Raw genomic sequence first — 26,147 nt, 5'->3', positions numbered from 1 at the left:
GACGCCTTGGGTCTTAATCACGATATATAACAGATCAAACTGTCTATGAGCCGAAGCCACAAATTTGATGACAGCATCCGTAATCCGTTCTTCAGCTTAGTAGGAAGACGGATTTTGCTGATCATGATTTTGCTCAGTGGCTTTTTTACCATTCTCACCACCTTGCTACAAACCTATTGGGATTACGATGAAGCGTTCGATCTGGTGGACAGCCGACACTACGAAATTGAACACATTCATGCCGACTTACTCGCCAGCTCGCTTTGGATCTATGACTTAACCAGTGTCCAAGAGCGCATTGATGGGTTAATCAATTTGCCACATGTTGATTATTTAGCCGTGCGCTCAGAGAACTACCTCTTTGAAGCGGGATCCCCCTTAGACGTGAGTAAAATGGTCAATGAGTATCCGCTCCAGTATGACGACCCCGATACGGGGAAAATCCAACGGATTGGTACTATCTACGTCGAGTCCAACACGAACGCTATCTACAATGATCTGATACAACACTTTTTTATCACACTGCTATTGAACGCAATAAAAACACTCATTGTTTGCTACCTCATTTTGTTGGTGTTTCACCATACCGTCAGCCAACGCGTGTTTAAAGTGGCGCAGTTTTTACGTCAGTACAATCCGCTTGATCCCAACGAAGAAAAGCTGACCTTGCCCCGCAAACGCTACATCATGGAAAAAGAAGACGAGCTCGACTGGCTAGCAGCCGAAACCAATAAAATCACCCAGAATATGTCAACGCTCTATCGCAATATTATGCTAGAACGGGAGCGCTTGTCTGACTTTACCCATGTCTCTTCAGATTGGCTGTGGGAAACCGACGCCGATCTCAAGCTGACCTTTTGCTCCGATCCGATGCGGTTGGCGTTTGACCTTAATCCCAACCAGTATCCGCACCTTGACAAGTTGCTTTCTGCTGTCGGTTGTCACCAATTCATGGCCAATCTTCATCGACAGCAGGACTTTTCGATGTGTGAGGAAATCGTACCCGTTGAGGGTGAAAGCCGGTATTTTGTCTTTCAGGCGCTTGCCCATCACGGTATTGATGGTTTTCGCGGTTTCAGAGGCACGGGCATCGATATCACCGCGCTGAAAACGGCCCAGTTTGAACTGGAAACATTAAACCATAACCTAGAAGAAACCGTTGATGAGCGAACCCGTGAACTCCAAGAGAATATGGAGCACTTAAAAGCGGCACAAGAACAGTTGGTCGAGTCGGAAAAGCTCGCGGCACTGGGGAGTCTAGTGGCAGGTGTTGCGCATGAGGTCAACACCCCTTTAGGCATCGCCGTCACCGCATCATCCGTGATTAAAGATATCACCCACACGCTCAATCAAGCGTTTGAGGAACAAACGTTGACCAGCACGCAGTTTGCTTCATTGATTAAGCAGGTGAACGACAGCGTGATCATGCTGGAGAACAACCTCAAGCGTGCGACACATCTTATTCGTGACTTTAAACAGACCGCGGTTGATCAAGTATCAGAAGCGCTCACCGAATTTGATGTCAAACAGACAATAGACGCACTCGTCGCCAGCTTACACCCAGAAACCCGTAAAATCCCGGTGACTCCCGAGGTCAGTGGCGAGCCTGACATAGTCATGTATAGCTTACCCGGCGTCATCACCCAGGTCGTCTCTAACCTCGTGATGAATAGCATCAACCATGCCTTTGACGAGACCGATAACCCTAAAATAACGATCGAATTTGAAAGACAAGGAGACCACCTTTACCTCTGTTACCAAGACAATGGCTGCGGTGTCGAGCAGTCCCTTCACCATCGAATTTTTGAACCGTTTTATACCAGCAAACGCGGGCGAGGAGGCTCAGGGCTTGGCCTCAATCTGGTCTTTAACCTCGTCAAACAAAAGCTAGGCGGCGAGCTGCAATTTGAATCAGCACCCGGGCAAGGCGTGAAGTTTATGTTTCTGATCCCCCTAAGCTTATCAAGCCAAATAGCCCGCTACGCGAGTGAAAGCAAAGAGTAAGGTGATGCGCATAGAATGGAAAAGCTAGAAAGGTTTGAACAAGGTCTCAAGCACCCACTTTTTAGTATTGTTGGCCGCCGAATCATTCTGCTGATGGTCCTACTCAGTGGTTTTTTTACCATATTAACCACGCTACTGCAGCTATCATGGGATTACGAGGAAGCCTTTGACCATGTTGACCGCCGCCATGCGGAAATTCAAAACGTCCACGCCGACTTAATTGCGTCGTCTTTATGGGTGTTTGACCTTGTGAGTGCGCAAAATCGACTGGATGGCCTAGTCAACCTTCCCTATATCGACTATCTCTCGATTGAGTTTGATGGCGTGGTGTTGGATGCAGGAAAACCACTTTCCAGCAGTAATGTGGTCAGCCAGACGGAGCTCAATTATTTCCACCCCGACACCAATCGCCGCATTAATCTGGGCACCTTACGCGTCGAATCTGACGCGCAAAAAATCTATGACCTCTTGTTACAGCAATTTCTCGTTACGCTCGTTTTGAACGGGATAAAAACCCTGATTGTCTGCTCGCTGATTTTATGGGTCTTCCACCAAAGCGTCAGCCAACGTGTATTTGCTATCACCAAGCACTTGGCTAGCTTTGATCCTCTCGAACCTGTCCACGAACCTTTGCGGTTGACACATCGTAAGTTCATTATGGAAAAAAGTGATGAACTCGATTGGCTGGCGGACGAAACCAATAAAATCACCTTGCGGATGACCAACCTATATCAAAATATCGCACTAGAGCAGGAGCGGCTCACCGATTTTACCCGCGCAGCCTCTGACTGGCTTTGGGAAACTGATGCCACGCAGCGACTAACGTTTTGTTCTGAGGCGATGCAGTTAGCACTTGCCATTCCGATTGAAAGCAGTCCAAAAGTGAAGTCGTTACCTGCTTTGCATCACTGTGCATCACTTTTAGATAACCTGGATGCTTGCGCTGATTTCACCATGTGTGAAGAAAAAATCACCTTAGGCAAACACACCTATTATTTTGTTTTCCGAGGAATAGCACATTTCACCGAACACGGCTTCACGGGCTTTCGCGGAACCGCGATTGATATCACCGAGCTTAAAACGACCCAGTTGGAACTCGAGCAACTGAACCAGAGTTTAGAAGCGACCGTTGAAGCACGAACCCAGGATCTCGCGCAGAGTATGGAAAACCTTAAAGCCGCACAAAATCAACTGGTAGAATCCGAAAAGCTCGCCGCGCTGGGTAGCTTGGTAGCGGGCGTTGCCCACGAGGTGAACACGCCCCTAGGTATCGCGGTAACGGCTAATTCAGTGATCAAAGACGCGGTTTCCACACTTAACCGCGCATTCGAGCAAAAAACCTTGACCAGTGAGCAGTATGCCACCGTGATGAAACAGGTCACGGATGGCACGCATATGCTAGAAAACAACCTCAATCGTGCCGCACGATTAATTCGGGATTTCAAACAAACAGCGGTCGACCAAGTCTCTGAAAATCGAAGTCAATTCCGTCCCGTGCAAACACTTGAAGCATTAATGGGAAGTTTGCGCCCCGAAACCAAGAAAGTACCAGTTGTGCCTATCGTCGAGGGCGACGCTAAGCTTGTTATGAGCAGCCTGCCCGGAGTACTTACCCAAGTTATTTCCAACTTGGTCATGAACAGTGTCCGCCATGCCTTTGACACAATTAATGATCCTCGTATTCACATTCGTATTGCCGATAAAGGTGAGATCGTGGAAATCCGCTATACCGATAATGGTGTCGGGGTTGCGCCCGAACTTCACCAACGTATTTTTGAGCCCTTCTACACCAGCACACGCGGCAAAGGGGGGTCGGGACTCGGCCTCAATCTCGTTTTCAATCTGGTGCACCAAAAACTGCAAGGAAAACTTCATTTCGATTCCAATATCAATCAGGGGGTTACCGTGGTGCTCAGCCTGCCTAAGTTTTTGACAGAAACATCTGCGCCACAAACTGAAAGTTCTACTGAATAACCGATTCAGCCATAAGAACACGGAACCAAGGAAAAGATAATGAGCAAGAGCCAGCACAAGACTGGCTCTTGTCGTTAACGCGTACACGGGGATTTAGACAAGCGCCGCGTCTTTTTCCGGTGCCGGAGTATGGTCAGGCAGATAGCGGTAGTATTCCGCATCTTTCGCTGGTGAAAGAGTGTGCCCCATGATCATGTCCGCTGCTTTTTCCGCCACCATAATCGTCGGCGCGTACAAGTTGCCATTGGTGATCGCGGGGAACACGGAGGCATCGACCACACGCAGGTTATTGACGCCATGTACCTTGAGTGACTCATCGACCACCGCCATTTCATCGCTCGCCAAGCCCATTTTACAGGTACAGCTTGGGTGATACGCACTTTCCCCTTCGCGTGCCACAAAATCGAGGATCTCCTGATCTGTTTGCGCCGCGCTCCCGGGCGAGAGTTCTTTGCCACGTAGATGATCAAAGGCCGGCTGGGCGATAATATCTCGCGACACGCGTATCGCTTCGACCCACTCTTTACGCTCTTGTGGCGTGGAGAGATAGTTAAAGAAGATCTCTGGCTTCTCATCCGGGTTCGTGCTGCGAATTTTAACATGGCCACGCACATCCGTATTCATTGGTCCGACATGCAACTGGAAACCATGTCCTTTGTTCGGTGCCGAGCCATCATAACGGATCGCCAGTGGCAAAAAGTGGAACTGCAAGTTCGGATACGCCACCTCATCATTACCTCGCACAAAACCACCCGCTTCAAAGTGGTTGGTGGCCGCTGCGCCTTTACGACGGAATAGCCAATCAAAACCAATTTTCGGTTGATTGTGGAACTTAAGCGCGGGATACATGCTGACCGGTTCTTTACATTCATACTGCACGTAGAGTTCAAGATGGTCTTGCAAGTTCTCTCCCACCCCAGGCAAATGATGAACAGGCTTAACACCCAAATTCTTCAACATGGTCTCATCGCCAATGCCTGAAAGCTGCAATAGCTTCGGTGAGTTGATTGCACCACCACAGCTGATGATCTCGGCGCCATACGCGGTTTTCGTCCGTCCCCATTTACGGTATTCCACACCCATCGCGGTTTTGTTTTCGAACAGCACTTTGTCTGTTGTCGCGCCGGTGATCACTGTAAGGTTCTTACGGTTCATCACCGGGTGTAAGTACGCCCTAGCCGCGCTGTGGCGACGACCTCGATAGATATTTTGATCGAAAATACCAAAGCCCTCTTGCTGGTAACCGTTCACATCGTCCGTCAACGGATAACCCGCTTGCTGCGTCGCATCAAAAAAAGCACTGAACAAAGGGTTATCACACTTCGCGGTGGTGACGGCCAGCGGGCCATTATTACCGTGATAATCATTTTGACCGGCCAAACGTGTTTCGCATTTACGGAAATACGGTAAACAATGGGCATAATCCCACGTTTTAAGTCCATGTTCGTTGGCCCACTTTTCATAATCCAACGCGTTGCCGCGAATATAAATCATGCCATTAATGCTACTACTACCACCGAGCACTTTACCGCGAGGCTGTGCAATACGACGATTGTGCATATTTGGCTCGGGCTCAGATTCATACAGCCAGTTGTAAGTGCTATCGGTAAGCAAATAAGTTAATGCGGCAGGCATGTGGATGCGAAAATCCAACCGATAGTCTGGCCGCCCTGCCTCGAGTAGCAATACGTTGTTATCTGGGTTAGCACTTAGACGGTTCGCCAGAACACAGCCTGCCGAGCCTGCACCGACAATGATATAGTCGTAATTTTGTTGCTGTCCCATAAAACCTCCAAATTTTGTCCTTCCCGTGTGCAGGGCATTAGCCCGGAACAGTCGCAACACAGGTAATGGGTATGATTGTGTAGAGGTTTCCTTTTTGAAATTTTATAATTAGCTTGATGTTTGTTCATCAATGCATTGTTGTAGCAACCGATAGTGGTGGCTAATCGTTGCCTGCGCCTTAAACGGCTCGGCAGCGATAATGTGGTTAACGGTCTGTTGCCAGTTTTCCACGGTTTGGCGACGATATTTTGCCGCCTGATAAAGGGCGTAATCGTGCGAACTAAACCCTTGCTGGATAGCATGCATCACCCATTCAAAAATCGGGTTGCCTGACATCGCAGCAATCAGCAGGTTCAGTGCGCGATCGAGCTCTCCTAAGCGATCCAAATCCGGATTCTCTTCAGCGGCGAGTGCCGCAAGCTCTGTGACGCTTTCACTGAGCTGTTGTTTTTGCGAGTCGGTACCACGGCTAATGGCGAGCAACACCAGGCTTTGATCAACGGTTTCACGAAACTCCGCCACCTTGTCTGCTTGTACATGGCTTTGCTTGAGAAATAGCGCCAGTGATTCACTAATGTTATGCACATCAACCTGACGTACTACCGCACCACCTTTTTGGCCTTTACGGATTTCAATCAAGCCTTTTTGCTTGAGTGACTGAATGGCTTCTCGCACCACACCACGGCCAGTACCAAATTGTTGCTGCAGTTCACGCTCACTGGGCAATTTATCCCCCGGCTTTAACGCCTCAGACAAAATCGCCGACTCGATTTGCAATGCTACATCTTCACTCGCTCGGCCCATTTGGACCGGGTGAAACAGGCTACTGGTGGATGTCGTCATGGTTACCCCTTTGATTTGGTAATACCAAACTAGCAATTTTTGCATTATAAAGTCAAATGCCCTCTAGCGACTCTTCTTTTGGTACGACCATTAAATATCACAGGAAAGACCAGTATGGTATTGATATAATTGATAAAAACAAAAAATCCCGCTTGGCTTTCACCGAAGCGGGATTTTTACATGATATAAACGGCAACTAACTTTGGTAAACCATTCGCCACTCTCGTTCACCCGTATGGGGATCGGTTTGCTCGCGGTCGACCACAAATCCATGACGCTGATAAAAGGCATAACTAGCTTTGTTTTTCTGGTAAACGGTCAAATCAATGACGGTTTTTTGTTGCTTAGCATGCATCAACAACTGACTGCCCACACCTTGTCCCTGCTTGTTAGGTGACACAAAAATCGCCGCTAATGTATGGTCATGAAGCGCATAAAAACCCTCAATAAGCCCTTCTCGCTCAGCGACCCATACTTCCGCCATCGGTAAATAGGCTGATCGCATCGCCTCGCGCTGTTGGTACCAAAAGTCCTCGCTGATAAAGTCATGCGCGGTTAATGACGCGTTTAACCAGATATCAAGCACGACATCTGTGTCCGCTGGTCGCATACGACGTAAACGAAGTGACGTCTCGGAAGTCGATACCATGGTTCCTCCTGATTATCGGCCTGACAGCAGTGCAGGGTTGATCACGAGATTCCTTACACCGTGGGCATGATGCTCATCAAATACATTCGCGTGGCACCAGCGCTGCACACTAGCAATATCAACTTTCTTGACGTGTGGACGGACACGCCATGTAACTTGGAAAGGAGAGCCTTTTTGGTTATAGCCTGGTCCTGTAGTTGAGCCTAAGTAAGTGACGGGGTGACCGCTATCTTCTGGTAAATTGATCGCTTGGTAACGCCCTTTACGTTGAGCCACTTTAGCAAGCTGAGCAAAGTCACTCGCATTGGGATCATTAACCACAACCAACACTTGTGCCTCAACACGTAACTGCGGGTTATGGGTCGCCTCACTCAGGCACGCGCCAAGTGTTGGTCCAGGCGCCACAGAGGCGGAACTGTAGACGTAATGCAGCTCCAGCGTGTCCCCAACGCTGACAGATTGATGCTGGCTTGCACAGACGGGCTGGTCGTAAGACGCGCGTTCACTGTCCGATAAAGCACCTGAATACAGGTAGCCACTGTGATAGCCGTGACCGTCCCCAGCCCCTGCGAAACGCGTGAACTCCCCGCCTTTGTGCTCTGCATTTTTATGGAAGTGGATATTACAGAGATTCATCGATTGCGCTGGCGGTGCATAGCTAAATTGCTGCGGGTTGGTACCGTGAATGGCATCAATATCACGCGGCGATTGGGGGCCAAACCCTTTATCTTGAATCGCGTGCGCAAGCGCATTACGCTGTTTGGTGATTTCGTCGCTCGTATCGGACACTGCTAATGATGTAGAGGTAACGAGTATGCCTAGCGACAAGGAGGCAAGAGAAAGTAACGTTTTCATAGGCCTTTTTATATCAGTCAAAACCCGCGAGTCTATTCGCACTGAACGCTAGTATATTGATCTCTCTCGTAAAAAAGTGTGTAACGGTCAGGTTAAAGAACGATTTTGGAATCGCTATCACTGAAAAATGCAGAAAACCATAGACTTGCGAGTAACGGTGAGAGGTCACTGCGCCTTTGACAACGAATAAGCCCGCCCCTCTTGGCTTCTAAAGCCAAGATTAACTCAGTGCGTCAATCAACTAAGCGGTTTGGTCATAAAGTGTAAGGCGTGATTCAACGGGTAGTCATCCAATGTCATCTGACATTGATAGCCATGCTTTTCGTAGAAAGGTTTGGCTTGGAAGCTTAAGGTATCAACAAACGCCATTTTGCAGCCCGACGCCTTGGCGTACTCTTCCAAATTACTCAATAAATGGCTCCCCACGTGGCGATGACGGAAGGCGTCATCGACCCAAAGGTATTTAATCAATAGCCATTGCCCCCATGTATTCGCCACAACCCCGCCGATGCGTTCATCGTTATCATTGTAAGCATAACCGGCAAGAGAGCCTTCAGAAAGGCCAGCCAAAAAAGGGGCGTTGCTTTGCTGTAGCTGCTGTTGAATGGCAGCGACATCGTCGTCACTCGGGCTCGCATCCATGCGGTATTTCATTGGCTTAGCTATCCATACTGTTCAACACACGGCATATTATGCCCTGTGTAGTAGGGACAATCTGTGCCCATGCGCACCCTATTGGCGCTTACTCGTGCTCTATTGGCTTCGCAGCCACAGAACACTGAGTAGTGACTGTAAGTTTGGGCCAATGCGTTAACCATTGTTTATCATCAAGGCGCTGCTGAAACACTTGCCATGGGCGGGCAGGATTATGGCTAAGCTTCAATTCAAACAAAGATTGAACCCCAAAGGCAGCGATGACTTCGCAGCGTTGGTTCATATCAAGGCGAACAGCAATCGCGGTTTCTTTCTCTGGCCAAAAGCGCATCGCATCCAGTGTACTTGCATAAGGAGGATCTTGGTGTTTCTCGTGCATTCGCGCCTGGTTACGTACCTGCCAAGTCATTTCTGGCATGGTCTTTTGCAGTAGCTGCTCTAAATATTGTTCGCGTTCTGTACTGGTATCTTCAGGATCGTAGAAGACAACATCAATATCGTTAAGTGTACTCGACGAGTACTTGTGAAGCGCATCCCACACCAAATTACGGATAAATCCAGCGGCAATATAACACTGAGGGAGGTTTAAGGCTTGAACACAGCGAAGTGCACGCATCCTAACAAGATCTGCCTCAATCAAGTCAATCAAGGCGCGTCGGTATGTCTTCTGGCATAAAAAGAACTGGTGCTGATGACGTTTACGGATCCGACGACGCTTCATGGGTTAACCACCGCGGCGGATGTCTTCAAATATTTCACGTGATACATGGTAGTTGTACTGCCTGGCAATCTTCTGGGCAAAAAACAGCTGTGGTAATTCAAATAGCACTAAACCCGCCAAAATCAAACCAAAATAAGGCTGATTCAGTACTAAGCCGATAATGGCGATGACCAACAGCGTACATTCTACGACAAACAACCCATACTTTCGCAAGTAAAGATGATGTATCCCCCCTAAGAATCCCCAATTCAGCGCCGCGTAAGTATCGGGATCTTTAAGCTGTCTTGATTGCTCGGCAAAAAAGCGTTTTTTCTGGCTTTGAGTTAAGCCATTTACCTGTTGCTTAAGTTCGACCTCTTGTGCTTCTAGCGCTTCTATTGGTTGGGTAAAACGCATTAAGGCACCTCATCGTAAATTTTTTCTAGCGCATTGGGGTTATTGCAGCGGCGAATGCGCGCCAAACCAAGTTGCCAGCCACGGATTGCGCCGTATTTTTCGATGGCTTGGCGTGTATACTCCGAGCACGTCGGCTCGAAGTTACACTCAATATTAAACAGTTTCTTTGATCCACCGTTTGCTTGATAGCGGTGGATCAAAGAGAGCGACAAATACTTGAGCATTAGCGACCCAAAGTCACAATCACCGCTTCACGTTGCCAGAATAGCATATAACGTTTCTTTTCAATAACTTGAAAAACAACCTGCCAGCCGTCTTGTGCATACTGGTTTAGCTCTGCTTCTAAGCGTTGCAACGGTAATCCACTTGAGCCCAGTAGCAAGGTGCCGCAGCCACCTTCAACAATATGAACGACTTTATACTCGGTAAACTTACTCATCTATTTTCCTCACCTTGAATGGCATACCTGTCCAGATAACAGTTGCCGTCATCTTTTGGACGGATCTGGGTATTCTCGGAGAAAAACGGCTTCGATTCAAAATCGTTATTTCTCGTCAGCAAAAATTTTGAAGCAATTCCACATTCGTGTATCACGTGATCCATTATTCAACCAAAGGATTGAGTTTCGCGGTTAGCACATGGTCTTGCCAACGGCCGTTGATTTTGAGGTAACGGCGAGCATAGCCTTCGCGCTCAAACCCCAGCTTGGTAAGTAGCCGTTCACTACGCGTATTGTCGGGTATATAGTTGGCCATCACACGGTGCAACCCAACCTGCTCAAACACAAAACGGATGCCTGCTTGGATGGCTTCGTGCATGTAGCCCTGGCCTTGATAATGCTTGTCAGCGGCATAACCTAAAAGACACGCTTGAAAGGCGCCGTGAATCACGTTGGTGAAATTGCACACCCCTATTACATCGTCCCGTTCATGATGCAAAATCACAAACTTGAAGGCTTGCTGCTGTTGAAACAAGTCTTTCGCCTCTTGCAGCGCACGCTGCCAATAGTCTTCGCGGTAAAATGCAGCAGGACGTATGGGCTCCCATGGGGAAAGGTGAGCACGATTTCGCTGATAAAACTGCGCCATCAGGTCGGCTTTTTCTGGGGGAAGTAAAACTAATTTCGTCCTTGGCGTGCTTAGCACTTGTGCCTCCTTGCATCGATTGGCGCGACGGACAGTACTAAATTCTATAAAAAATGCCGCCTTGGAGGCGGCATCAGAGACTACCAGATATTCACCCGCTGATCTTCGGGTAAATACATGCCATCCCCTTCTTTAATATCAAAGGCTTCATAGAACGCAGGCACATTACGCGGCGCACCGAGCACTCGATACTTTGGTGGCGCATGCGGGCCCAGTGACACGCGCTCACGCAGCGCATCTTCACGCATTTTCATTTTCCATATCTGCCCCCAGCTGAGGAAGAATCGCTGCTCGCCGGTATACCCGTCCATCACAGGAGACGGTTCACCGTGCAACGATTTTTGATAAGCGCGGAAGGCGGTGGTCAAACCGACTAAATCACCAATGTTCTCGCCCAAGGACACTTTGCCGTCAATGAACAAGCCCGGCAAAGGCTCAAACTGGCTAAATTGCTCAGCGAGCTTTTGGGTGCGAGCATCAAAGCGCGCGCGATCCTCATCTGTCCACCAATTTGCAAGGTTACCATCCCCATCATAACGCGAGCCCTGATCATCAAAACCGTGCCCCATTTCATGACCAATCACTGCACCGATACCGCCATAGTTCACGGCGTCATCCGCATTCATATCAAAAAACGGCGGTTGTAAAATCCCGGCGGGGAACACAATCTCGTTGGCGGTTGGGCTGTAATAGGCGTTGACCGTTTGCGAGGTCATGCCCCACTCTTTGCGATCAACCGGCGCACCAATCCGCGACAGCATATCTTGATAGCCCCAGCGTGCGGCACGTTTGCTATTGCCAATCAAGTCATCGGCGTTGATGGTCAGCGCGCTGTAATCTTCCCATTGCTCTGGGTAGCCGATTTTGGGCGTGAATTTACTCAGCTTATCCAACGCTTTCGCTTTGGTTTCATCACTCATCCAGGTTAACGATTCAATCGAGTCTTTAAACGCAGCACGCAGGTTATCAATCATGGTTTCCATACGCGCTTTGGCTTGCGGTGGAAAGTAGCGCGCGACATATTCTTGGCCGAGCGCTTCACCCAACACCCCTTCGGTGGCTTGTACTCCCCGCTTCCAGCGGTCACGCTGTTCAGGAATACCATTGAGGGTTTTGGAGTAGAACGCAAATTGACGTTCAACCAGCTCATGGTTAAGGCGCGGTGCAAAGGCATTGAGGGTACGAATGGTGAGATAATCTTGCCACGCTTGCAGGCTGGTTTGCTCAAACACCTGCCCTAGCGCCTCAAAATAAGATGGCATGCGCACCACAACCTCATCGGCTTTGTCGATACCCGCGCGTTTGGCAAAACGTGCATAATCAAACCCGCCCATCAACTGATTGAGCGCCTCAATCGGCATTTTGTTATAGGTTGCTTGCGCGTCACGACGTTTAGCGCGTGTCCAGTGGTGTTCTGCCAGCGTTTTTTCTAACTGATAAATACGGGCAGCGCGTTGCTTGGCCTGATCGTAACCCGCTAAGCGCAGCATGTCTTCGAGATAGCGTTTATAAGCGGTGCGAATACGCTCAGCATCCTCGGTGTCGCGGAAATAATAGTCTCTATCCGGCAACCCCAACCCGCTTTGGCTCAGATACAGGGCGTTATAGTCCGGATTTTTCGCATCGGCCCACGCATAAAAACTAAACGGGATCCCAACGCCAACTTGTCGCAAATCGGCCATCGCATAAATCAGCGCAGGCTTCGAGGAAATCGCGGCAATACGATCGAGCTCAGGTTTGATTGGCGTCATCCCCAAGGCATCAATTTTATCTTGGTCCATATAGCTAAGATAAAAATCACGTAGCTTTTGCTCGTTGGAGCCAGGCTTGAGATCATCACGCGCCACCAGCTCATCAATGATCCCTTTCAATCGCTTTTCATTTTCTTCAGCCAAGATACGGAACGCACCGTAGCTGGACATATCACTGGGAATTTGGGTTTGATCGTACCAAGTGCCATTGACGTGACGAAACAAGTTATCTTGCGGGCGAACCGAACGATCAAAGTCTTGTAGATACAGACCTGATTCGCGCTGCACTTCAGCGTGTGTGGTGTCAGCAGCGTACACCTGGCCAGGCACCAAGCTCATCACACCTAGTGCAAGCGCGACACCCATCGCGGCGCGTTTTAATCGCACTCGATTGACTGTTTTTTTGTTCATCATTCGTTTACCTAATTCCTTCCATAACATGGCTTAAGCGACGTAATCTTGTCGATTCCCGAAAAGACATGCGCTGTTCACGACATAAGGTCTCGATAGAGCACCACACAGTGATAATCACGCCCCTCGTCTTGCTCGGGTTCAAAATGGGTGATACGACAAAACCCTTGCTGATACCAGAATCGAAACGCGCGAATGTTTTCGGCATAAACATTCACCCCCATGCGTCGATAGTCCCCATAAGCTTGCACGGTTTCAATCACGCTCGCAACCGCTTCGCTGCCATAGCCATGTTTTTGATATCTTGGAGAAATAGTGAGCATGGGCAGCCAAACACTCTGTGTGTCAGGTGCATTGAGCGAGATTTGCAAATAGCCGATATCTTTACCGTCCTGGGTCTGAATACGACGAAGATAAAACGCCTCTTCCACATCAGGCGCTTTTTTCTCCGCACTGTCGGCAATCAATGATTGGTAGGTGGATAACGACCAAGGTTTAAACGTGGGATCTTGATATTGCAGATGCTGATTTTGCTCAAACATCGCTTTGACACGCTTTGCATCGCAATATTCAAACGGACTAAAACACAAACGCTTAGAGCGCCATGTGGCTGGGAACATGCTCAATTCCTATTCTATCAGCGCATACAGTGATTATTATCGCGCTACGTACCTTATCCAAACTGCATACTACTCGTTTCGCTGCCAGTGGTAATCCATTTGCTTGGCAACGCGCAAGGCTAAATCTTCGCTGTGCAGATCAGCCACCAACTGCAAACTCATATCAATACCCGCAGATATGCCCGCGGAGGTAAGATATTTTCCATCCCTCACCCAGCGCTTACCTGATACCACACTTAATGGCGGATAAGCACGGCTGAGGTCGTCCATGTCTTCCCAATGCGTGATCACTTTTCGACCATCGAGTAGCCCGGCCTTTGCCAGTATGAACGCCCCCGTACAGACAGAAGCCGTGCATCGAGTGATTGCATCTTGTTGCTTCACCCAATCGATCACCGACGGGTTAGTAACTTGCTCATGGTGAACGCCGCCGACAACCAGCAGCACATCAAGCGTGGGATGGTTGGCGAGATGATAATCCGGCACGATACGCAAGCCGCCGCGCGCTAGCAAAGGTATGTCTTGTTCAGCAACCAGTCCAACCTGCCAACTGTCCGCTCCCAAACGTTTTGCGGTGCTAAACACCTCAAAGGGGCCAGCAAAATCGAGCACCTCTGCGTGCTCATACACATAAATACCAATATTCATCGTTTGCTCTTACATCCATGTAAGTTTAAGATTCTACTAAGCGCTCTGTTTTAAGTACTTCTTCACCTTTTTTAAGGCCATTTGTCGTTTTAATGGCGAGAGATAATCGATAAAAAGGTTTCCAGATAAGTGGTCGATTTCATGCTGCATAACAATGGCAAGAAAATCATCGCGCTCTATCGTGATCGATTGACCATTGCGATCAAGGGCCGACACCACAACAGACGAGTATCGCTCGACATCTGCATAATAGCCGGGCACGGATAAACAACCCTCCTGACCCATGGCTTTGTCAACGCCAGATACAACCACCGGGTTAATGAGCACTAAAGGGTCATCCCGGCGTTCAGAAATATCGATGACGACAATCGCCTCTTTACGACCCACTTGCGTGGCAGCCAATCCAATACCGTTGTCAGTGGCATATAACGTCTCAAGCATATCATCAATTAACGTCTGTACGGCGGTAATATCCGAGACTGGCTCTGCTTTTATGGCCAGCCTTGGGTCTGGCGCGGTAATGATTTCTAACATACGGGCTATCTATTTCACAGGTTAAGGATGATGAGGAATAAACTTATCAAAGCGGCTCTCCATACAGGCACTGATATCGGTAGTGATAAACTCGCCCTGATAATACAAACTGAAAATGGTGGCCGGTGAAGGACATGCTTGTGCTTGGCTCAATGTCTCTAAATGATGTACTTCAAGCGGGATACCGCGCTGCGCACAGCTTTGTTGTAACGAGTTCAGCACATGGTATTCCGCATAAGGACAACGATGGGAGTAATACGCCACACACCCTTCGGTTGATACCTTAGCGGTATGAACGGATGCCCGAAACTGCGGTATTTCAGCCGCGTCATTCAACGGATAATACAACAGCACAAAGCCATTAGGAGCTTCATCTGCCACGTTGAAGCCTTGGCCTTTTAACCATTTTGTATCGCTCATAAAGTGGTATTTCTTTTTACCGACCACAGCGACTAGGCCTTGCTTGTTTTGCTGCTTAGCCGCTTCAATGGCGTCAGCTAACAGTTGCTTGCCGTGTCCATGTCCTTTGTATTTCCCAGAGACCCAAAAGCAACCCAATGCCAGATAACCATCCGCTTGTATGGGCTGCCAAGCGGTCTCTGCTGGGCCATATTCGATGAAGACTTTGGCGCGTTCATCCAAACGGCGAAAACGGTATCCGTGCTGATGCTCCTGCTTTAGCCACTGCTTTTTCGCCTGATAACTGGCTTGGCATTTTTTATCCGAGAACGCACAGCAGATATGCGCATCATCCAAGGTTTCTGGGGTTAAGGTTAGGTAGGCCATATTCACCTCCACACAGGTGTATTGATGGTATACCTTTTAACCTACCGTAACCGCATGGGTGATGACTCCAACTTGGTCACAAAGCCATCAATTTTATGACAGCCTAATCGCCAAGCTTGCTTTTTATCTCTCTAAAACGCGAGTAAAAGAGGCAAATACGTGGCTTGGACCTTTCTGTTTTTCGAAAAAATAAAGTCTTTAATATGGTGGCTACGTTTCGGCCTCTCCAGAGACACATCGATGGATGATAACGCTCGGCAATTACTTGACCATCTATGCCAAGGCTATGACCGATTAGCCCAACGTCACCAAACGCGCGCTTTTCCAGAGCTCTCCACCGCTATCAAGCACCCACTCGGCTATTGTCTGGTTCACTGTCCGATCGGAAGTCAGCGATTATCGATTGTTTCGCTACAATTTGCCCCCAGCGTGCGCGGCCAAGGGGTACTGACGGCGTTTATCGATTATATTCAAGCGCATCCGCATCACTACCGCGGCATTGAAGTCGCCACCATCCAAAACCTTTGCCTAGCGAGGCGATTGCTCACACTCGGTTGGCAATATAAATCTGTTCTGACCAAGCTATTTCGCGCCAATACCCCTACCTTGGTGCATGATTTCTAATAAAAATACGGAAGTGTTCGCGAAGATGGGTTCCTATTAATGATGATTCTCCATTGCACCACAGGTGTTGCGGCAGCAAACGCACAGCGTACTGCATTCTAGGCGTTTTGAGGCGTAAATGCTGCTTTTTCTTACAGCCGCCATGACAGTGGCTCTTACCTCTACTACCTTTTTAGGCGGTAATGCCTAAAAAGCATCTTTATAGGTGCTTTTGGGTAGGCTAGGCCTAATACGAATAAGCATAATAGGGGGAAGCAACATGAAAGAGAGAGTCTCCTCAGGGATTCCTGGACTGGATCAAGTCTTGAATGGCGGCTTCCTCCCCTCAACGGCGGTATTGGTGAGAGGTGGGCCAGGTTTAGGTAAAACAACCACAGGCTTACAGTTTCTCTCTGCGGCGTCACGAGAAGGCGAGAGTTTGTTTATTGGCTTTCAAGAGGCAGAGGATCAGCTCAAAACCAACGCGACAGCGATTGGCATTGACGTTGCGAACATCACCTTTCTTAGCTTGGCGCCAGACGAAACGTTTTTTAAGGAGAACGAATCTTATGACATATTCGCCTCCAACGACGTAGAGCATGAGCCTGTCACCAAGGCCATCGTCGAAACGGTGGAAACACTCAAACCGACTCGAGTCTTTGTCGACTCCTTTACCCACTTGCGCTTTCTCACCGCAGATGTTTTTCAGTATCGTAAAGAGGTACTGTCGTTTATCCATTATCTCACCGAACGTGGCGCCACCGTTTTGTTCACGTCAGAACACAGTGACTCCTCGCCCGATGACGACTTACGCTTTTTATCCGATGGCGTGATCTCACTGAGTCAAACCCCGATGGGGCAAGAACTCTGTGTAGAAAAATTCCGTGGGTCTGATTTTTTGAAGGGCTGTCATCAGATGCGCAATGGCGCTCACGGGGTTGAAGTGTTCCCACGGCCACTTCCTCCTAACGAAGAACTGGTACCAGGACGATTTGAACCCACCTCGACGGGCATTGCATCTATCGACAATCTGCTTGGCGGTGGACTAGAGATGGGGACAGTGACGATGATCACCGGCCCATCTGGCATTGGAAAGTCGACCTTAAGCAGCTGTATTGCCGAGCAATATAGCCATAGTCTAGGTCACGTAAATATCTACCTATTCGAGGAAGAAATCTCCTCATACCTTCACCGGGCACGACAACTCAACATCACACTGCAACACCAAGCGGAGGCAGGATGTTTAACCATCGAACAGATCGAGCCTTTGCAATATTTAGCCGATGAGTTTGCAGCCAAGGTGTACAAGGATGTTGTTCAAAATAACACTCGCCTGGTGGTGCTTGATAGTACAGCCGGTTTTAAACTGACCTTGCGCGAGGAATCGATTCAAAACCGTTTGCATGCCCTCGCAAAAGGCTTATCGAGAATCAATGTTTCGGTGATCCTGGTAAACGAAACGTTTGCGCTTTACGGCGAAGACAGCATTTCTGAAAAAGGCATCAGCTACTTGTCGGATACGATTATTTCCCTGTCTTACTATGCGGACGATACCACGCATTCACAGATTTCGGTGATGAAGAAACGATTGAGTGATTTTGATCGCAAGCCTTATCAGTACCTGATCGGCCCCGATAAAGTGCAAGCCGTAGCTGTTTGAATTTGGACAAGAGGTAAGCGAGGTGACGAATAAAAACGCGGCGTCATTAACGGTTTTTTTGTGCGTGAAATCATCGGGTAACCGAAAAGTGTTGGCCGATTCTCTTGAAGAGGCGGGTTATCATTGTCGACCTTTGAATAGCGAAGCCGATATGCAAGCTGCAGCGGCGATTAGCGGTAAAAAGCTTGCCCTAGTCGACACCAGCGGATTTGGCGCTAACGTGTGGCGATTATGCGAAAAGCTACAACAGATGAACACCGCGTTTATTGTTCTCTCACCACAGGAAATGCTGACAAGTTCCAGCCAAGCCTCCCAATATGGCGCAGTTAGCATCATGCAAAAACCCGTCGCCAAAAAGGCCTTGATGCAGCTCGTTGCTGGTTTCACGGGTGAGGAGTAACGATGACCAGTACGGTTAGAACCTTACCAATAATGGTAAACCCCGAACAAAAAGCAGAGCGCAAAGACGATGGATTACAGCGTATTCAGGGTGCCAACGTTTTATTGGCTATCCATAACCCCAACAACTTGACGCTACTGCGCGAACAACTGAGCAGCGACTTCCGAATTTATGAAAACCCAAGTGATATAGACAATATCGAGTTTGACCTTGCGATCATCGATATCCCCTCTCTCGAGCAGTATAAAGACGCATTGCAAGACAAAAAGACCCGATGCGAGCCCACACTTTTACCTGTGATGCTCATGCTCTCTAAGCGCGACCTCAAACACAAACTTCGCCCTTACCTGGCACTGGTGGATGAATTTATTACCATGCCCGTTGATAAAGTAGAGTTTATGGAACGCGTGGTGATGCTACTTAGAGCACGTTTTTTAGCTATTAGCCAACGCGATAAGCTTTATTATCTTGCTACCCATGACAGGGTGACCGGTCTCCCCAACGAGCAGCGGTGTATAGAGCATGTCACCGACACCATCCTCTCGGCGTCAGTATTAAATCAACCTGTTTACGTGATTGTTTTTTCCATTAATCTCGATCAGGTTTTTAAGTCATTCGGCCATTCCGGGCTCGATCAAGCGGCGGTGATATGCTCTCAACGAGCCGTCAGCGCGATTATCGATAACGATAAGCTCTTTCGCCTCACGACGGATACTTGGTGCTTGGTTAACCCACCCGGCCAAAACAGCTTGAATCACACTTTATCTGTCTGCCAACAACTGATCAGTGCCCTTAGTGTCCCTGTTAGCATTGAGCATGACCTGATTCATCTTGATATCGCTATCGGCGTGAGTCATTACCCCGATGATGCTGTCAATACTCGCCGTATACTGGATGCAGCTATTAACGCAATCAACACTAAGGCCCCCAACACCCCTCACTTCTATTCAAAGCGACTTCAACAGGATGCGCTGCGCTATATTCGGACTGAGACATTGCTACGACAAGCCATCACCAAACAGCAATTTGAGCTTTGGTACCAACCGCAAATAGACTTTGCAACGGGTAAAGTGATCAGTGTCGAGGCCTTGGTGCGATGGCGGTTACCGAATGGTAACCTCGTCTCACCGGGTGACTTTATTCCAATAGCAGAGAAAACGGGGCTCATTACACAAATTGACAGATGGGTGATCATTCAGGCATGTGAAACCATGGCACGGTGGCAAGAGCAGGCATTATGCATTGAGCGCGTGGCGGTTAATGTGACGGCATGCGATGTGGAAGAGGATGACTTTGTTAGCTTTATTGATGATATTTTAAAGAAGAATCACATCCCTCCTCCCAACTTAGAGCTAGAAATCACAGAAGGCGTGTTCTTTCATTCTAAATCAAAGAACCTTGAGAAACTCAGCCAACTACGTAAGCGTGGCCTCAGTATTGCTGTCGACGACTTTGGTACGGGCTACTCCTCGCTGAGTTACCTACACACGTTGCCGATTTCCACGCTTAAAATCGATCGCTCATTCATCAACAGCATCTTAACCAGCGAAAATGATATCGCGATCACTGAAAGCATTATTTGGCTGGCCAAAACATTCAAACTACAAACCATTGCCGAAGGTGTCGAAACCGCGGATCAAGCCAGTTATTTGAAAAAGTTAGGCGTTAACATTGCCCAAGGCTTTTATTACGCCAAGCCCATGCCGGAAGAGCAGCTAATAGCGTGGCTACAACAACAAACCAACGTTAAGCCAATAGAACAACGGCAAAGCCAATAGAACAACGGCAAAGCCAAATGTCTTAGTTGAAACAACAGTGGCGGCTCTTGAAAATCAGCACGCTCTCAATAACAACGCCTCAGCAAGCCTTTTTAGGTTTAGGGAGCGATCACATCCGCCATTGGTTTAACGTGTATTAATGATAGGAAAGCAATTTTGTTCAATACCTACCAGCCCGTTTTGCTACACACTTTTGGGCGATGTTTATACTCAAAGGACTGTAACAATGGCAGATATTTTAGTGGTACCCATGATGGCATTTGCGCTCGCGGCTTCTATCTCTCCAGGCCCCGTGAACTTGGTTTGTTTGAGTAGCGGTACGCGCTACTCCCTACCTAAAGGCTTAGTCTTTGCAACTGGCGCAACACTGGGATTCATTTCCTTATTTCTCGCTATAGGGCTTGGCCTATACTCATTTCTCTCTGTTTTTTCTGGCTTTAAACAATTATTGAGCTGGGCAGGTATCCTATTCTTACTCTATCTAAGTCTTCGATTATTCTTGGATAGCGGAGAACTAGGCACAGATGAGGCCCCGGAAGCACCCAGTTTTATGACTGGCGCCGCTATGCAGTGGCTTAACCCAAAAGCCTGGCTCGCCTCGGTGTCTGGTATTAGCGCGTATACCAACAGCGAAAACCTTATCGAACTGGTTATTTTTGCCTCACTGTATATGCCGATATGTTGGCTTTCTCTGGGCTGTTGGGTTTACGCTGGCGCTACACTGCGAAGATACACCCGTCAACCGAAAGTGATCGTCGCCCTCAACCGAACACTATCCATTTTAATTGCTGCTAGCTGTGTCTTTATCGTGATGGACTAGTGACCGTCGATATTGATTTGGCGTCGCAGCCAATAGCTTTTTAAATGTCCGCTGAAAGTGTGATTGATCCGAAAAACCCACATCAACCGCAGTATCTGCGATTGATTCACCTCGTTTTAGCGCTCTCTGACCCTGCTGAACTCGGCAATTAAGTAGGTAAGCGTGTGGGGTCAGACCAAACTGCTTTTTAAAAGACCGGATAAGGTGGCCAGGGCTATATCCGGCCAAATTACACAGGCTATCGAGTGATACATCCTCACAAGCCTGAGCCCTCAGATAATCCGCTACCTTTTGCAAAGGGGCTGGTGTTTCTCGAGATAGATTGAGCTGACCGGAAAACAAGGTCATGATGTTGGTGAGAAACTCTACCAAAATTGATTGTTTTTCAAGCAGCGTTCGCGTGCTGTCGAGTAAGCATGCCGCCATGTCGCAATAGCCGACATACCATTTCTCGTCTTTAATTGTGGCTGTCATTATGTCTTGCCAAAGCGGAGCTTCAAGCAGACCCGCCTCATAGCGCAGCTGCGTTAACCAATCTTTATCCACATAGAGCATCGTGTATGCCCAGGGTTGATTATCAATTGGATTGCATGCATGGACCCAATGTGGGTTCATCAACACCAAGGTGCCAGCATTCACCCGATATGCGTCATCACGGTAGGCAAATGTGCTTTCCCCATTAATGATCGCACCCATTGACCACTCAACATGGCTATGCGGCGCATAACACACTTTACGACCATCCTGGACCACACGAAGCTCAACATATGGCATACGCCCATCACGCCAAAAAAGCGGTTGATCTGGTGGCCCGATACGCGCGTTTTGCTCCATGGATAACGTCCTGATCAAATAATCCCTGATTGTGCCCTAACCATACAGGCAAGAGAACAAAAAGACACGAGCCGTCAAAAGTTAGGCTTATATTCAAACCCTGCTGAGGCCTCGCTATCATAAAATACCGTAATAGCCTGCTTGTTATTCACCCACTTGTTTACCAAAGAGTTGGGAAAGACTTGAATACTTGTATTAAAGCTTTCCACATTTTGATTAAAAATACGAAGTGCCGCACCCACTTGTTCTTGCTGCTCTGAAATCTCATCCATCAATTTTAAATATGTATCAGAGGCCTTCAGCTCCGGATATGCCTCGGCCGTTACGCGTAACCCTGATAAAAAATTACTGGTCTGCTTTTCGGCCTCCTCTAAAAGCTCGGTATCTACTTGAGCGTCAGAAAGCTGATCGAGTGATGTTCGCAACTTCGTAATCTCAGTAAACAAAGAAGTCTCATGTAGTTTGTAGTCTTCTACCAACTGTTCCACATAGGGAATAATTTTATTCTTCTGTCGCTCCTGAGTCAGCACCGACGCCCACGCTCGTTCAACCCCATTATAATTACTGATAATAGTGTTGTTAATCCTAATAGCCCAAATAGCTAGTAGGATTAATGTGAATAGTATTAGGAGTATAATGGTACCCATTTATCATTTACCTTACCATTGTTGTTAGCTTTTCTATTTCATCAAGATCGTCAAACGACACTTCTCTTACATTGTAATCTGGGAAAAAATGGGCCGTTTCACCACTAAAGTTGCTGTCCGTTAGTTTCATCGTCTCGTGAATGATCGCTAACAGGCTATTCAGTTTTTCAAGGTTAGCATGGGCGGTGATTTCATCAGCAAATGCCCCGGGGTTTTCTAGGTCGTATTGCCACTCCGTTTTAAGAATGTCGCCATCGTCAAAAGCCAGACAAAGCTCGTTGTCATTACTCACAGCCAACACAGGCTTTTCGACTATATCGTTGAGATCACTCAATGTCTCAACCATTGCGGGCGACAAAAACCGAGCTGCACTCAATTCATCGTTAGCGTTAATTATAAACTGACGGTTAAAAGCCGGAGAAGCCGTTTTGTATTCTCCACCTCCACCTGAAACTGCACCGTCACCGCTAATAGTCACGTCCTCAGCAAAAGGAAATGGTACTAACAAACCATAGCGGTAGTAAGAGCAGCGAGCGTCCCGAGAGGTAGTATTACCACTAGAATCGTTGCGCGTCTCTGACTTTCTAATCACATACACAAAGCGATAAACTTGATAATCAAACTCGTGTACCTCCCCTTTGTAATGTCCTTGGTACAAGCTGTCTAGGCCGCGATAATCGTTACCTCGGCCAAACTCTGCAAATTGAGAAGCCACTTGCTCATAACGGATACCGCAAGCTCTTCTGAGATCTTTTAAGTTATTATCGAACAACGTGCCCATAGACATAATATGCTCTGACATATAACGACGCCAGTTCGGCCGCCTTCTTAAAAAGAACCAGTAAAATAAGATAACCCCAGCACAGAATAAAAAGAAGCCAACAAGTTCGCCACTGGTTCGGTAAGAGGAAAACGAGGAACCAATAAAAGACATGAAGTTCCAATAGGCGGTTTGTAATTTCGATGAAATGCTCATAGAAATGAAGGTGGCTAAAAAGGCAAAAGCAAAGCGATGATCAGGGTTAGGCAACAGTTTATCGAGCCCGAACTCTTTACAAGTCCACTTATCCAGACGCTTAGCCAAATAACAATTAATAGTGGCAGGCACCCATGCAGAGCTATAGAAAACGACAGTCTGCAAAACATCGTCAATATATGGAAGGTCAAAGACTAACTTAAAAGGAGCGGGCGCCCCGAATAAAAATATCGTATAGATAAGCAGCAATACCCAGGCACCGAGAAAAACACGAATGGGCCGATCATCATAATCAAGCGGTCCAGGGTGACTTTCTACCTTACGAATAAATGTAACTAAGTCTTCCTGGCTCTTAGCAGCGTTTAGCTCTGCTTCGAGCTCTTTGATATTCTCCGAAACTTTCCTATTGTGGCGCATCCGATTTCCTCTTGGACGACTAACGTGACCATCATATATGCCGATTAGATTTGAGCAGGCTGTAGTTAATAGCGTTTCTAGCCATGAAGCAACTGACTGCCTGCTAAAGCGTGCAACACTTTGGAGAAAGATCACGATAAATTAGCGTACTAGTCGCATGTCAATACGGGCACGGATCTGATACCCGAGAGCAATCACACCCGTAGAGGTAAAAGGATGTCACAACACATCTAACCAATGCAGTATGTATTAGTGAGCAACCGACAAGAGCTAAGCTGGCGCATTAAAGCACAGTTACTTGAAGCAAACTTCCGCCCAACGCGCTAAGCCTGCGGTGACTGAGCCAAAGTAGTCGCCACTCACCACAGGAATGTTTGGTAGCTCTGCCTGTACAGCTTCCCGCAAGAAAGGCGAGCGTGCCGAGCCGCCTGTCATAAAAATCACGTCAGGCTTTACACCGGCCTGCGCGACCACATCGTGAACTAAGGCGATCATCTTACGTTTGGGCGCTTCAATCGCATCAATCATGTCATCGCGCGATACATCAACGTCCACGCGCTCGGAGAACAGCTTAATACCCGCTCGGTATGCGGCTTGATCCGACAACGCAATCTTTGCCTCTTCCGCACGACGGACAATGTTGTAACCCAGCGACTCGTGATAGACCTCAAGCAAACGGGCCAGTTTATGTGGCTCTTGCGCTTGCTTGTGCAGCCCTTTGAGCACGGCCAAATTTTCAAACGCATAGAAATCGTTTTGTGCTTGCACGTTGTTAATCGCGATAGGGTTGGAAAACTGCGTAATCGGCATCTCAATGCCAGATTCCATTTTGCTGCCCATCCCAAACGGGAACATCATTTGTTTGAATGCCAACGCAATATCTAAGTCATTGCCGCCAATACGCTGGCCTTTGTGCGCTAATAAACTTGCACTACGATCGCGACTACCGCGCCATGATGGCCCCATCTCAATCAACGAACAGTCTGTGGTTCCCCCACCGATATCGACCACCAGAACAATTTGGTCTTCGCTCAGTGTCGCTTCATAGTCCAGACCGGCAGCGACCGGTTCAAACTGAAATTCAATCTGTTTAAAACCCGCCCGCTTAGCCGCATTGAGCAAAATACCCTCGGCTTGGCGGTTTGCCGTCTCGCCTCCACGACCTTGAAAATTGATCGGCCGACCGATCACTGCATCAGTGATACTCTGTTGGGTTTGGTGGTCGGCTTGGGTTTTGATGTTATCCATCATTGCGCATACGAGATCTTCAAAAAAGCGCAGTTGAGCATCACGTAAACCTGATGCGCCAAGGAAAGATTTAGGGGATTTCACGTAGTACATATCGCGCGGATCATCGAGATAGCGATCGAGCGCCGCTTGACCAAACGCCATGTCCTCCACCTCAAGTTCAATACTTTCCTCTCGATTTACATGGTTCGCGCGGCGCAACATCTGCTCGCCAATCGTATCTAGCGGCTTGATGCCCCGATGACGAAACAGATACTCAGACACCGATTCGCGCGTAGGTGCGGCAAGGGAGGAAGGAATAAACGTGCTATCCCCTTCTAGGCGTAACAGCGTCGGCTGACCATTTTCAATCTTTGCCACCGAACAATTGGCTGTACCATAGTCAAAGCCGATATACATAAATGCCTCTCACCGCTGAAAAAGTCGGCAATGCTACCTCAACCGTCGCGGGATTTCTAACATCAGAGCGACGAAGCCAGTCTGGCTGTCTGGGCCTGTGCCCCGCTACCCAGTGCCATCCTTGTGAACCTGAATTACACCTTGTCGGCAAAATAGGCCATGATTTCCGCAGCCGTCATAAATTATTTTTGATCATCTCTTTGATGACTCGTGCCTTAACAAAATGATCTAACTGATGGGTCTGTATCCACCATGTTGCAGCTTCCATCAACTGCTCTGGATCGTCATTTTTATTTTTGAAGAACGCATAAAATGACACGCTGACATTCTCGCCTTTCGCTTTGATTTTTTGGTCACATACTGCCAGGATTTTCGCTCTCAGCTCCGCTCTCATACGCCCCTACTCTATCCTTAAATGAATAAGTTCTGCTCTAGTTCTAAAAGGCGCTTTTTCAGTGACAAACCGCCACCATAGCCAATGAGCTCCCCTTGGGTGCCGATAACCCTGTGACAAGGAATGATGATCGCCAACGCATTTGCGCCATTAGCATTGCCAACCGCGCGCACTGCGGCTTCATTACCAATCGAT

At 48.1% G+C, this 26,147-nt stretch carries 28 protein-coding genes; 7 read left to right on the top strand and 21 right to left on the bottom strand.

Going from position 1 to position 26,147, the window contains the following annotated elements; genetic code table 11:
- Window positions 1-45 precede the first annotated feature (45 nt).
- Complete coding sequence (locus tag WN56_RS00140; RefSeq protein ID WP_046073049.1) at window positions 46-2,004, top strand: ATP-binding protein; 1,959 nt, start codon at window positions 46-48, stop codon at window positions 2,002-2,004.
- 15 nt (window positions 2,005-2,019) lie between these two features.
- Window positions 2,020-3,978 carry an ATP-binding protein gene (locus WN56_RS00135; RefSeq protein ID WP_046073048.1) on the top strand — a complete coding sequence of 653 codons (1,959 nt, stop codon included), beginning with the start codon at window positions 2,020-2,022 and terminating at the stop codon, window positions 3,976-3,978.
- 93 nt (window positions 3,979-4,071) lie between these two features.
- Here the strand turns inward: WN56_RS00135 and betA are convergent, their stop codons facing one another.
- The 15 genes from betA to WN56_RS00060 all read right to left on the bottom strand — a co-directional run bounded on the left by betA (window position 4,072) and on the right by WN56_RS00060 (window position 15,776).
- Window positions 4,072-5,763 (bottom strand): choline dehydrogenase, encoded by a 1,692-nt coding sequence (gene betA, locus WN56_RS00130; protein WP_046073047.1) that lies wholly within the window; start codon window positions 5,761-5,763, stop codon window positions 4,072-4,074.
- Window positions 5,764-5,871: 108 nt separating this feature from the next.
- A complete protein-coding gene (locus WN56_RS00125; RefSeq protein ID WP_046073785.1) occupies window positions 5,872-6,606 on the bottom strand; it encodes a FadR/GntR family transcriptional regulator in 735 nt (244 codons plus the stop codon).
- Between the two features lie 196 nt (window positions 6,607-6,802).
- The gene (locus WN56_RS00120) at window positions 6,803-7,255 is read right to left on the bottom strand and encodes a GNAT family N-acetyltransferase (RefSeq protein WP_046073046.1); all 453 of its coding nucleotides are present in this window, start codon (window positions 7,253-7,255) and stop codon (window positions 6,803-6,805) included.
- Between the two features lie 12 nt (window positions 7,256-7,267).
- The gene (locus tag WN56_RS00115; RefSeq protein WP_046073045.1) at window positions 7,268-8,110 is read right to left on the bottom strand and encodes a delta-class carbonic anhydrase; all 843 of its coding nucleotides are present in this window, start codon (window positions 8,108-8,110) and stop codon (window positions 7,268-7,270) included.
- 237 nt (window positions 8,111-8,347) lie between these two features.
- Window positions 8,348-8,752 (bottom strand): GNAT family N-acetyltransferase, encoded by a 405-nt coding sequence (locus tag WN56_RS00110; protein ID WP_369795653.1) that lies wholly within the window; start codon window positions 8,750-8,752, stop codon window positions 8,348-8,350.
- Window positions 8,753-8,852: 100 nt separating this feature from the next.
- Complete coding sequence (locus WN56_RS00105) at window positions 8,853-9,380, bottom strand: nucleotidyltransferase family protein (protein ID WP_046073043.1); 528 nt, start codon at window positions 9,378-9,380, stop codon at window positions 8,853-8,855.
- A 108-nt stretch (window positions 9,381-9,488) separates the two neighbouring features.
- Window positions 9,489-9,881, bottom strand: coding sequence for a hypothetical protein (locus WN56_RS00100; RefSeq protein ID WP_046073042.1), 393 nt, complete (start codon window positions 9,879-9,881; stop codon window positions 9,489-9,491).
- Complete coding sequence (gene yidD / locus WN56_RS00095; RefSeq protein WP_046073041.1) at window positions 9,881-10,105, bottom strand: membrane protein insertion efficiency factor YidD; 225 nt, start codon at window positions 10,103-10,105, stop codon at window positions 9,881-9,883. Before yidD ends, WN56_RS00100 begins: the two co-directional genes overlap by 1 nt.
- Window positions 10,105-10,320, bottom strand: a complete 216-nt coding sequence (locus WN56_RS00090) for a DUF4177 domain-containing protein (protein WP_021022754.1) — start codon at window positions 10,318-10,320, stop codon at window positions 10,105-10,107. The genes yidD and WN56_RS00090 overlap by 1 nt, the downstream gene beginning before the upstream one ends.
- 163 nt (window positions 10,321-10,483) lie before the next feature.
- Window positions 10,484-11,026, bottom strand: coding sequence for a ribosomal protein S5-alanine N-acetyltransferase (rimJ, locus tag WN56_RS00085; protein WP_046073040.1), 543 nt, complete (start codon window positions 11,024-11,026; stop codon window positions 10,484-10,486).
- A gap of 80 nt (window positions 11,027-11,106) precedes the next feature.
- The gene (locus WN56_RS00080; RefSeq protein ID WP_197075715.1) at window positions 11,107-13,191 is read right to left on the bottom strand and encodes a M13 family metallopeptidase; all 2,085 of its coding nucleotides are present in this window, start codon (window positions 13,189-13,191) and stop codon (window positions 11,107-11,109) included.
- 74 nt (window positions 13,192-13,265) lie between these two features.
- Window positions 13,266-13,808: a GNAT family N-acetyltransferase gene (locus WN56_RS00075; RefSeq protein WP_046073039.1), complete on the bottom strand. Its 543-nt coding sequence runs from the start codon at window positions 13,806-13,808 to the stop codon at window positions 13,266-13,268.
- A 69-nt stretch (window positions 13,809-13,877) separates the two neighbouring features.
- Complete coding sequence (locus tag WN56_RS00070; RefSeq protein ID WP_046073038.1) at window positions 13,878-14,456, bottom strand: DJ-1/PfpI family protein; 579 nt, start codon at window positions 14,454-14,456, stop codon at window positions 13,878-13,880.
- A gap of 36 nt (window positions 14,457-14,492) precedes the next feature.
- Window positions 14,493-14,990, bottom strand: coding sequence for a peptide deformylase (gene def / locus WN56_RS00065; RefSeq protein WP_046073037.1), 498 nt, complete (start codon window positions 14,988-14,990; stop codon window positions 14,493-14,495).
- Between the two features lie 21 nt (window positions 14,991-15,011).
- The gene (locus tag WN56_RS00060) at window positions 15,012-15,776 is read right to left on the bottom strand and encodes an N-acetyltransferase (protein ID WP_046073036.1); all 765 of its coding nucleotides are present in this window, start codon (window positions 15,774-15,776) and stop codon (window positions 15,012-15,014) included.
- Window positions 15,777-16,016: 240 nt separating this feature from the next.
- On the opposite strand from WN56_RS00060, the gene WN56_RS00055 reads away from it, so the two are divergent.
- From WN56_RS00055 to WN56_RS00035, 5 genes are all read left to right on the top strand, one after another.
- On the top strand, window positions 16,017-16,400 hold the full coding sequence (locus WN56_RS00055; RefSeq protein WP_046073035.1) for a hypothetical protein: 384 nt from the start codon (window positions 16,017-16,019) through the stop codon (window positions 16,398-16,400).
- Between the two features lie 259 nt (window positions 16,401-16,659).
- The gene (locus tag WN56_RS00050; protein WP_046073034.1) at window positions 16,660-18,039 is read left to right on the top strand and encodes an ATPase domain-containing protein; all 1,380 of its coding nucleotides are present in this window, start codon (window positions 16,660-16,662) and stop codon (window positions 18,037-18,039) included.
- A gap of 22 nt (window positions 18,040-18,061) precedes the next feature.
- Window positions 18,062-18,439, top strand: coding sequence for a response regulator (locus tag WN56_RS00045; protein ID WP_046073033.1), 378 nt, complete (start codon window positions 18,062-18,064; stop codon window positions 18,437-18,439).
- A gap of 2 nt (window positions 18,440-18,441) precedes the next feature.
- Window positions 18,442-20,217, top strand: coding sequence for an EAL domain-containing protein (locus tag WN56_RS00040; RefSeq protein ID WP_052707972.1), 1,776 nt, complete (start codon window positions 18,442-18,444; stop codon window positions 20,215-20,217).
- A gap of 226 nt (window positions 20,218-20,443) precedes the next feature.
- Window positions 20,444-21,037 carry a LysE family translocator gene (locus WN56_RS00035; protein WP_046073032.1) on the top strand — a complete coding sequence of 198 codons (594 nt, stop codon included), beginning with the start codon at window positions 20,444-20,446 and terminating at the stop codon, window positions 21,035-21,037.
- Here WN56_RS00035 and WN56_RS00030 read toward each other — a convergent pair.
- The 6 genes from WN56_RS00030 to WN56_RS00005 form a co-directional block, all read right to left on the bottom strand.
- Window positions 20,999-21,871 carry an AraC family transcriptional regulator gene (locus tag WN56_RS00030; RefSeq protein ID WP_046073031.1) on the bottom strand — a complete coding sequence of 291 codons (873 nt, stop codon included), beginning with the start codon at window positions 21,869-21,871 and terminating at the stop codon, window positions 20,999-21,001. The two genes, WN56_RS00035 and WN56_RS00030, sit on opposite strands and share 39 nt — an antisense overlap.
- Before the next feature lie 74 nt (window positions 21,872-21,945).
- On the bottom strand, window positions 21,946-22,518 hold the full coding sequence (locus tag WN56_RS00025; protein WP_046073030.1) for a LemA family protein: 573 nt from the start codon (window positions 22,516-22,518) through the stop codon (window positions 21,946-21,948).
- A gap of 7 nt (window positions 22,519-22,525) precedes the next feature.
- Window positions 22,526-23,911, bottom strand: a complete 1,386-nt coding sequence (locus WN56_RS00020; protein ID WP_046073029.1) for a DUF3137 domain-containing protein — start codon at window positions 23,909-23,911, stop codon at window positions 22,526-22,528.
- Window positions 23,912-24,205: 294 nt separating this feature from the next.
- On the bottom strand, window positions 24,206-25,558 hold the full coding sequence (yegD, locus tag WN56_RS00015; RefSeq protein ID WP_046073028.1) for a molecular chaperone: 1,353 nt from the start codon (window positions 25,556-25,558) through the stop codon (window positions 24,206-24,208).
- A 175-nt stretch (window positions 25,559-25,733) separates the two neighbouring features.
- Complete coding sequence (locus tag WN56_RS00010) at window positions 25,734-25,952, bottom strand: DUF6500 family protein (protein WP_046073027.1); 219 nt, start codon at window positions 25,950-25,952, stop codon at window positions 25,734-25,736.
- 17 nt (window positions 25,953-25,969) lie between these two features.
- A partial coding sequence (locus tag WN56_RS00005) for a methylated-DNA--[protein]-cysteine S-methyltransferase (RefSeq protein WP_046073026.1) occupies window positions 25,970-26,147 on the bottom strand: 178 nt, incomplete at its 5' end.

It is taken from the genome of Salinivibrio sp. KP-1 (assembly GCF_000968645.1).
In the GTDB taxonomy this organism is placed as follows: domain Bacteria; phylum Pseudomonadota; class Gammaproteobacteria; order Enterobacterales; family Vibrionaceae; genus Salinivibrio; species Salinivibrio siamensis.
Note: the sequence above shows the minus strand (reverse complement) of the source record. Positions and strands in the feature narration are given on the sequence as shown.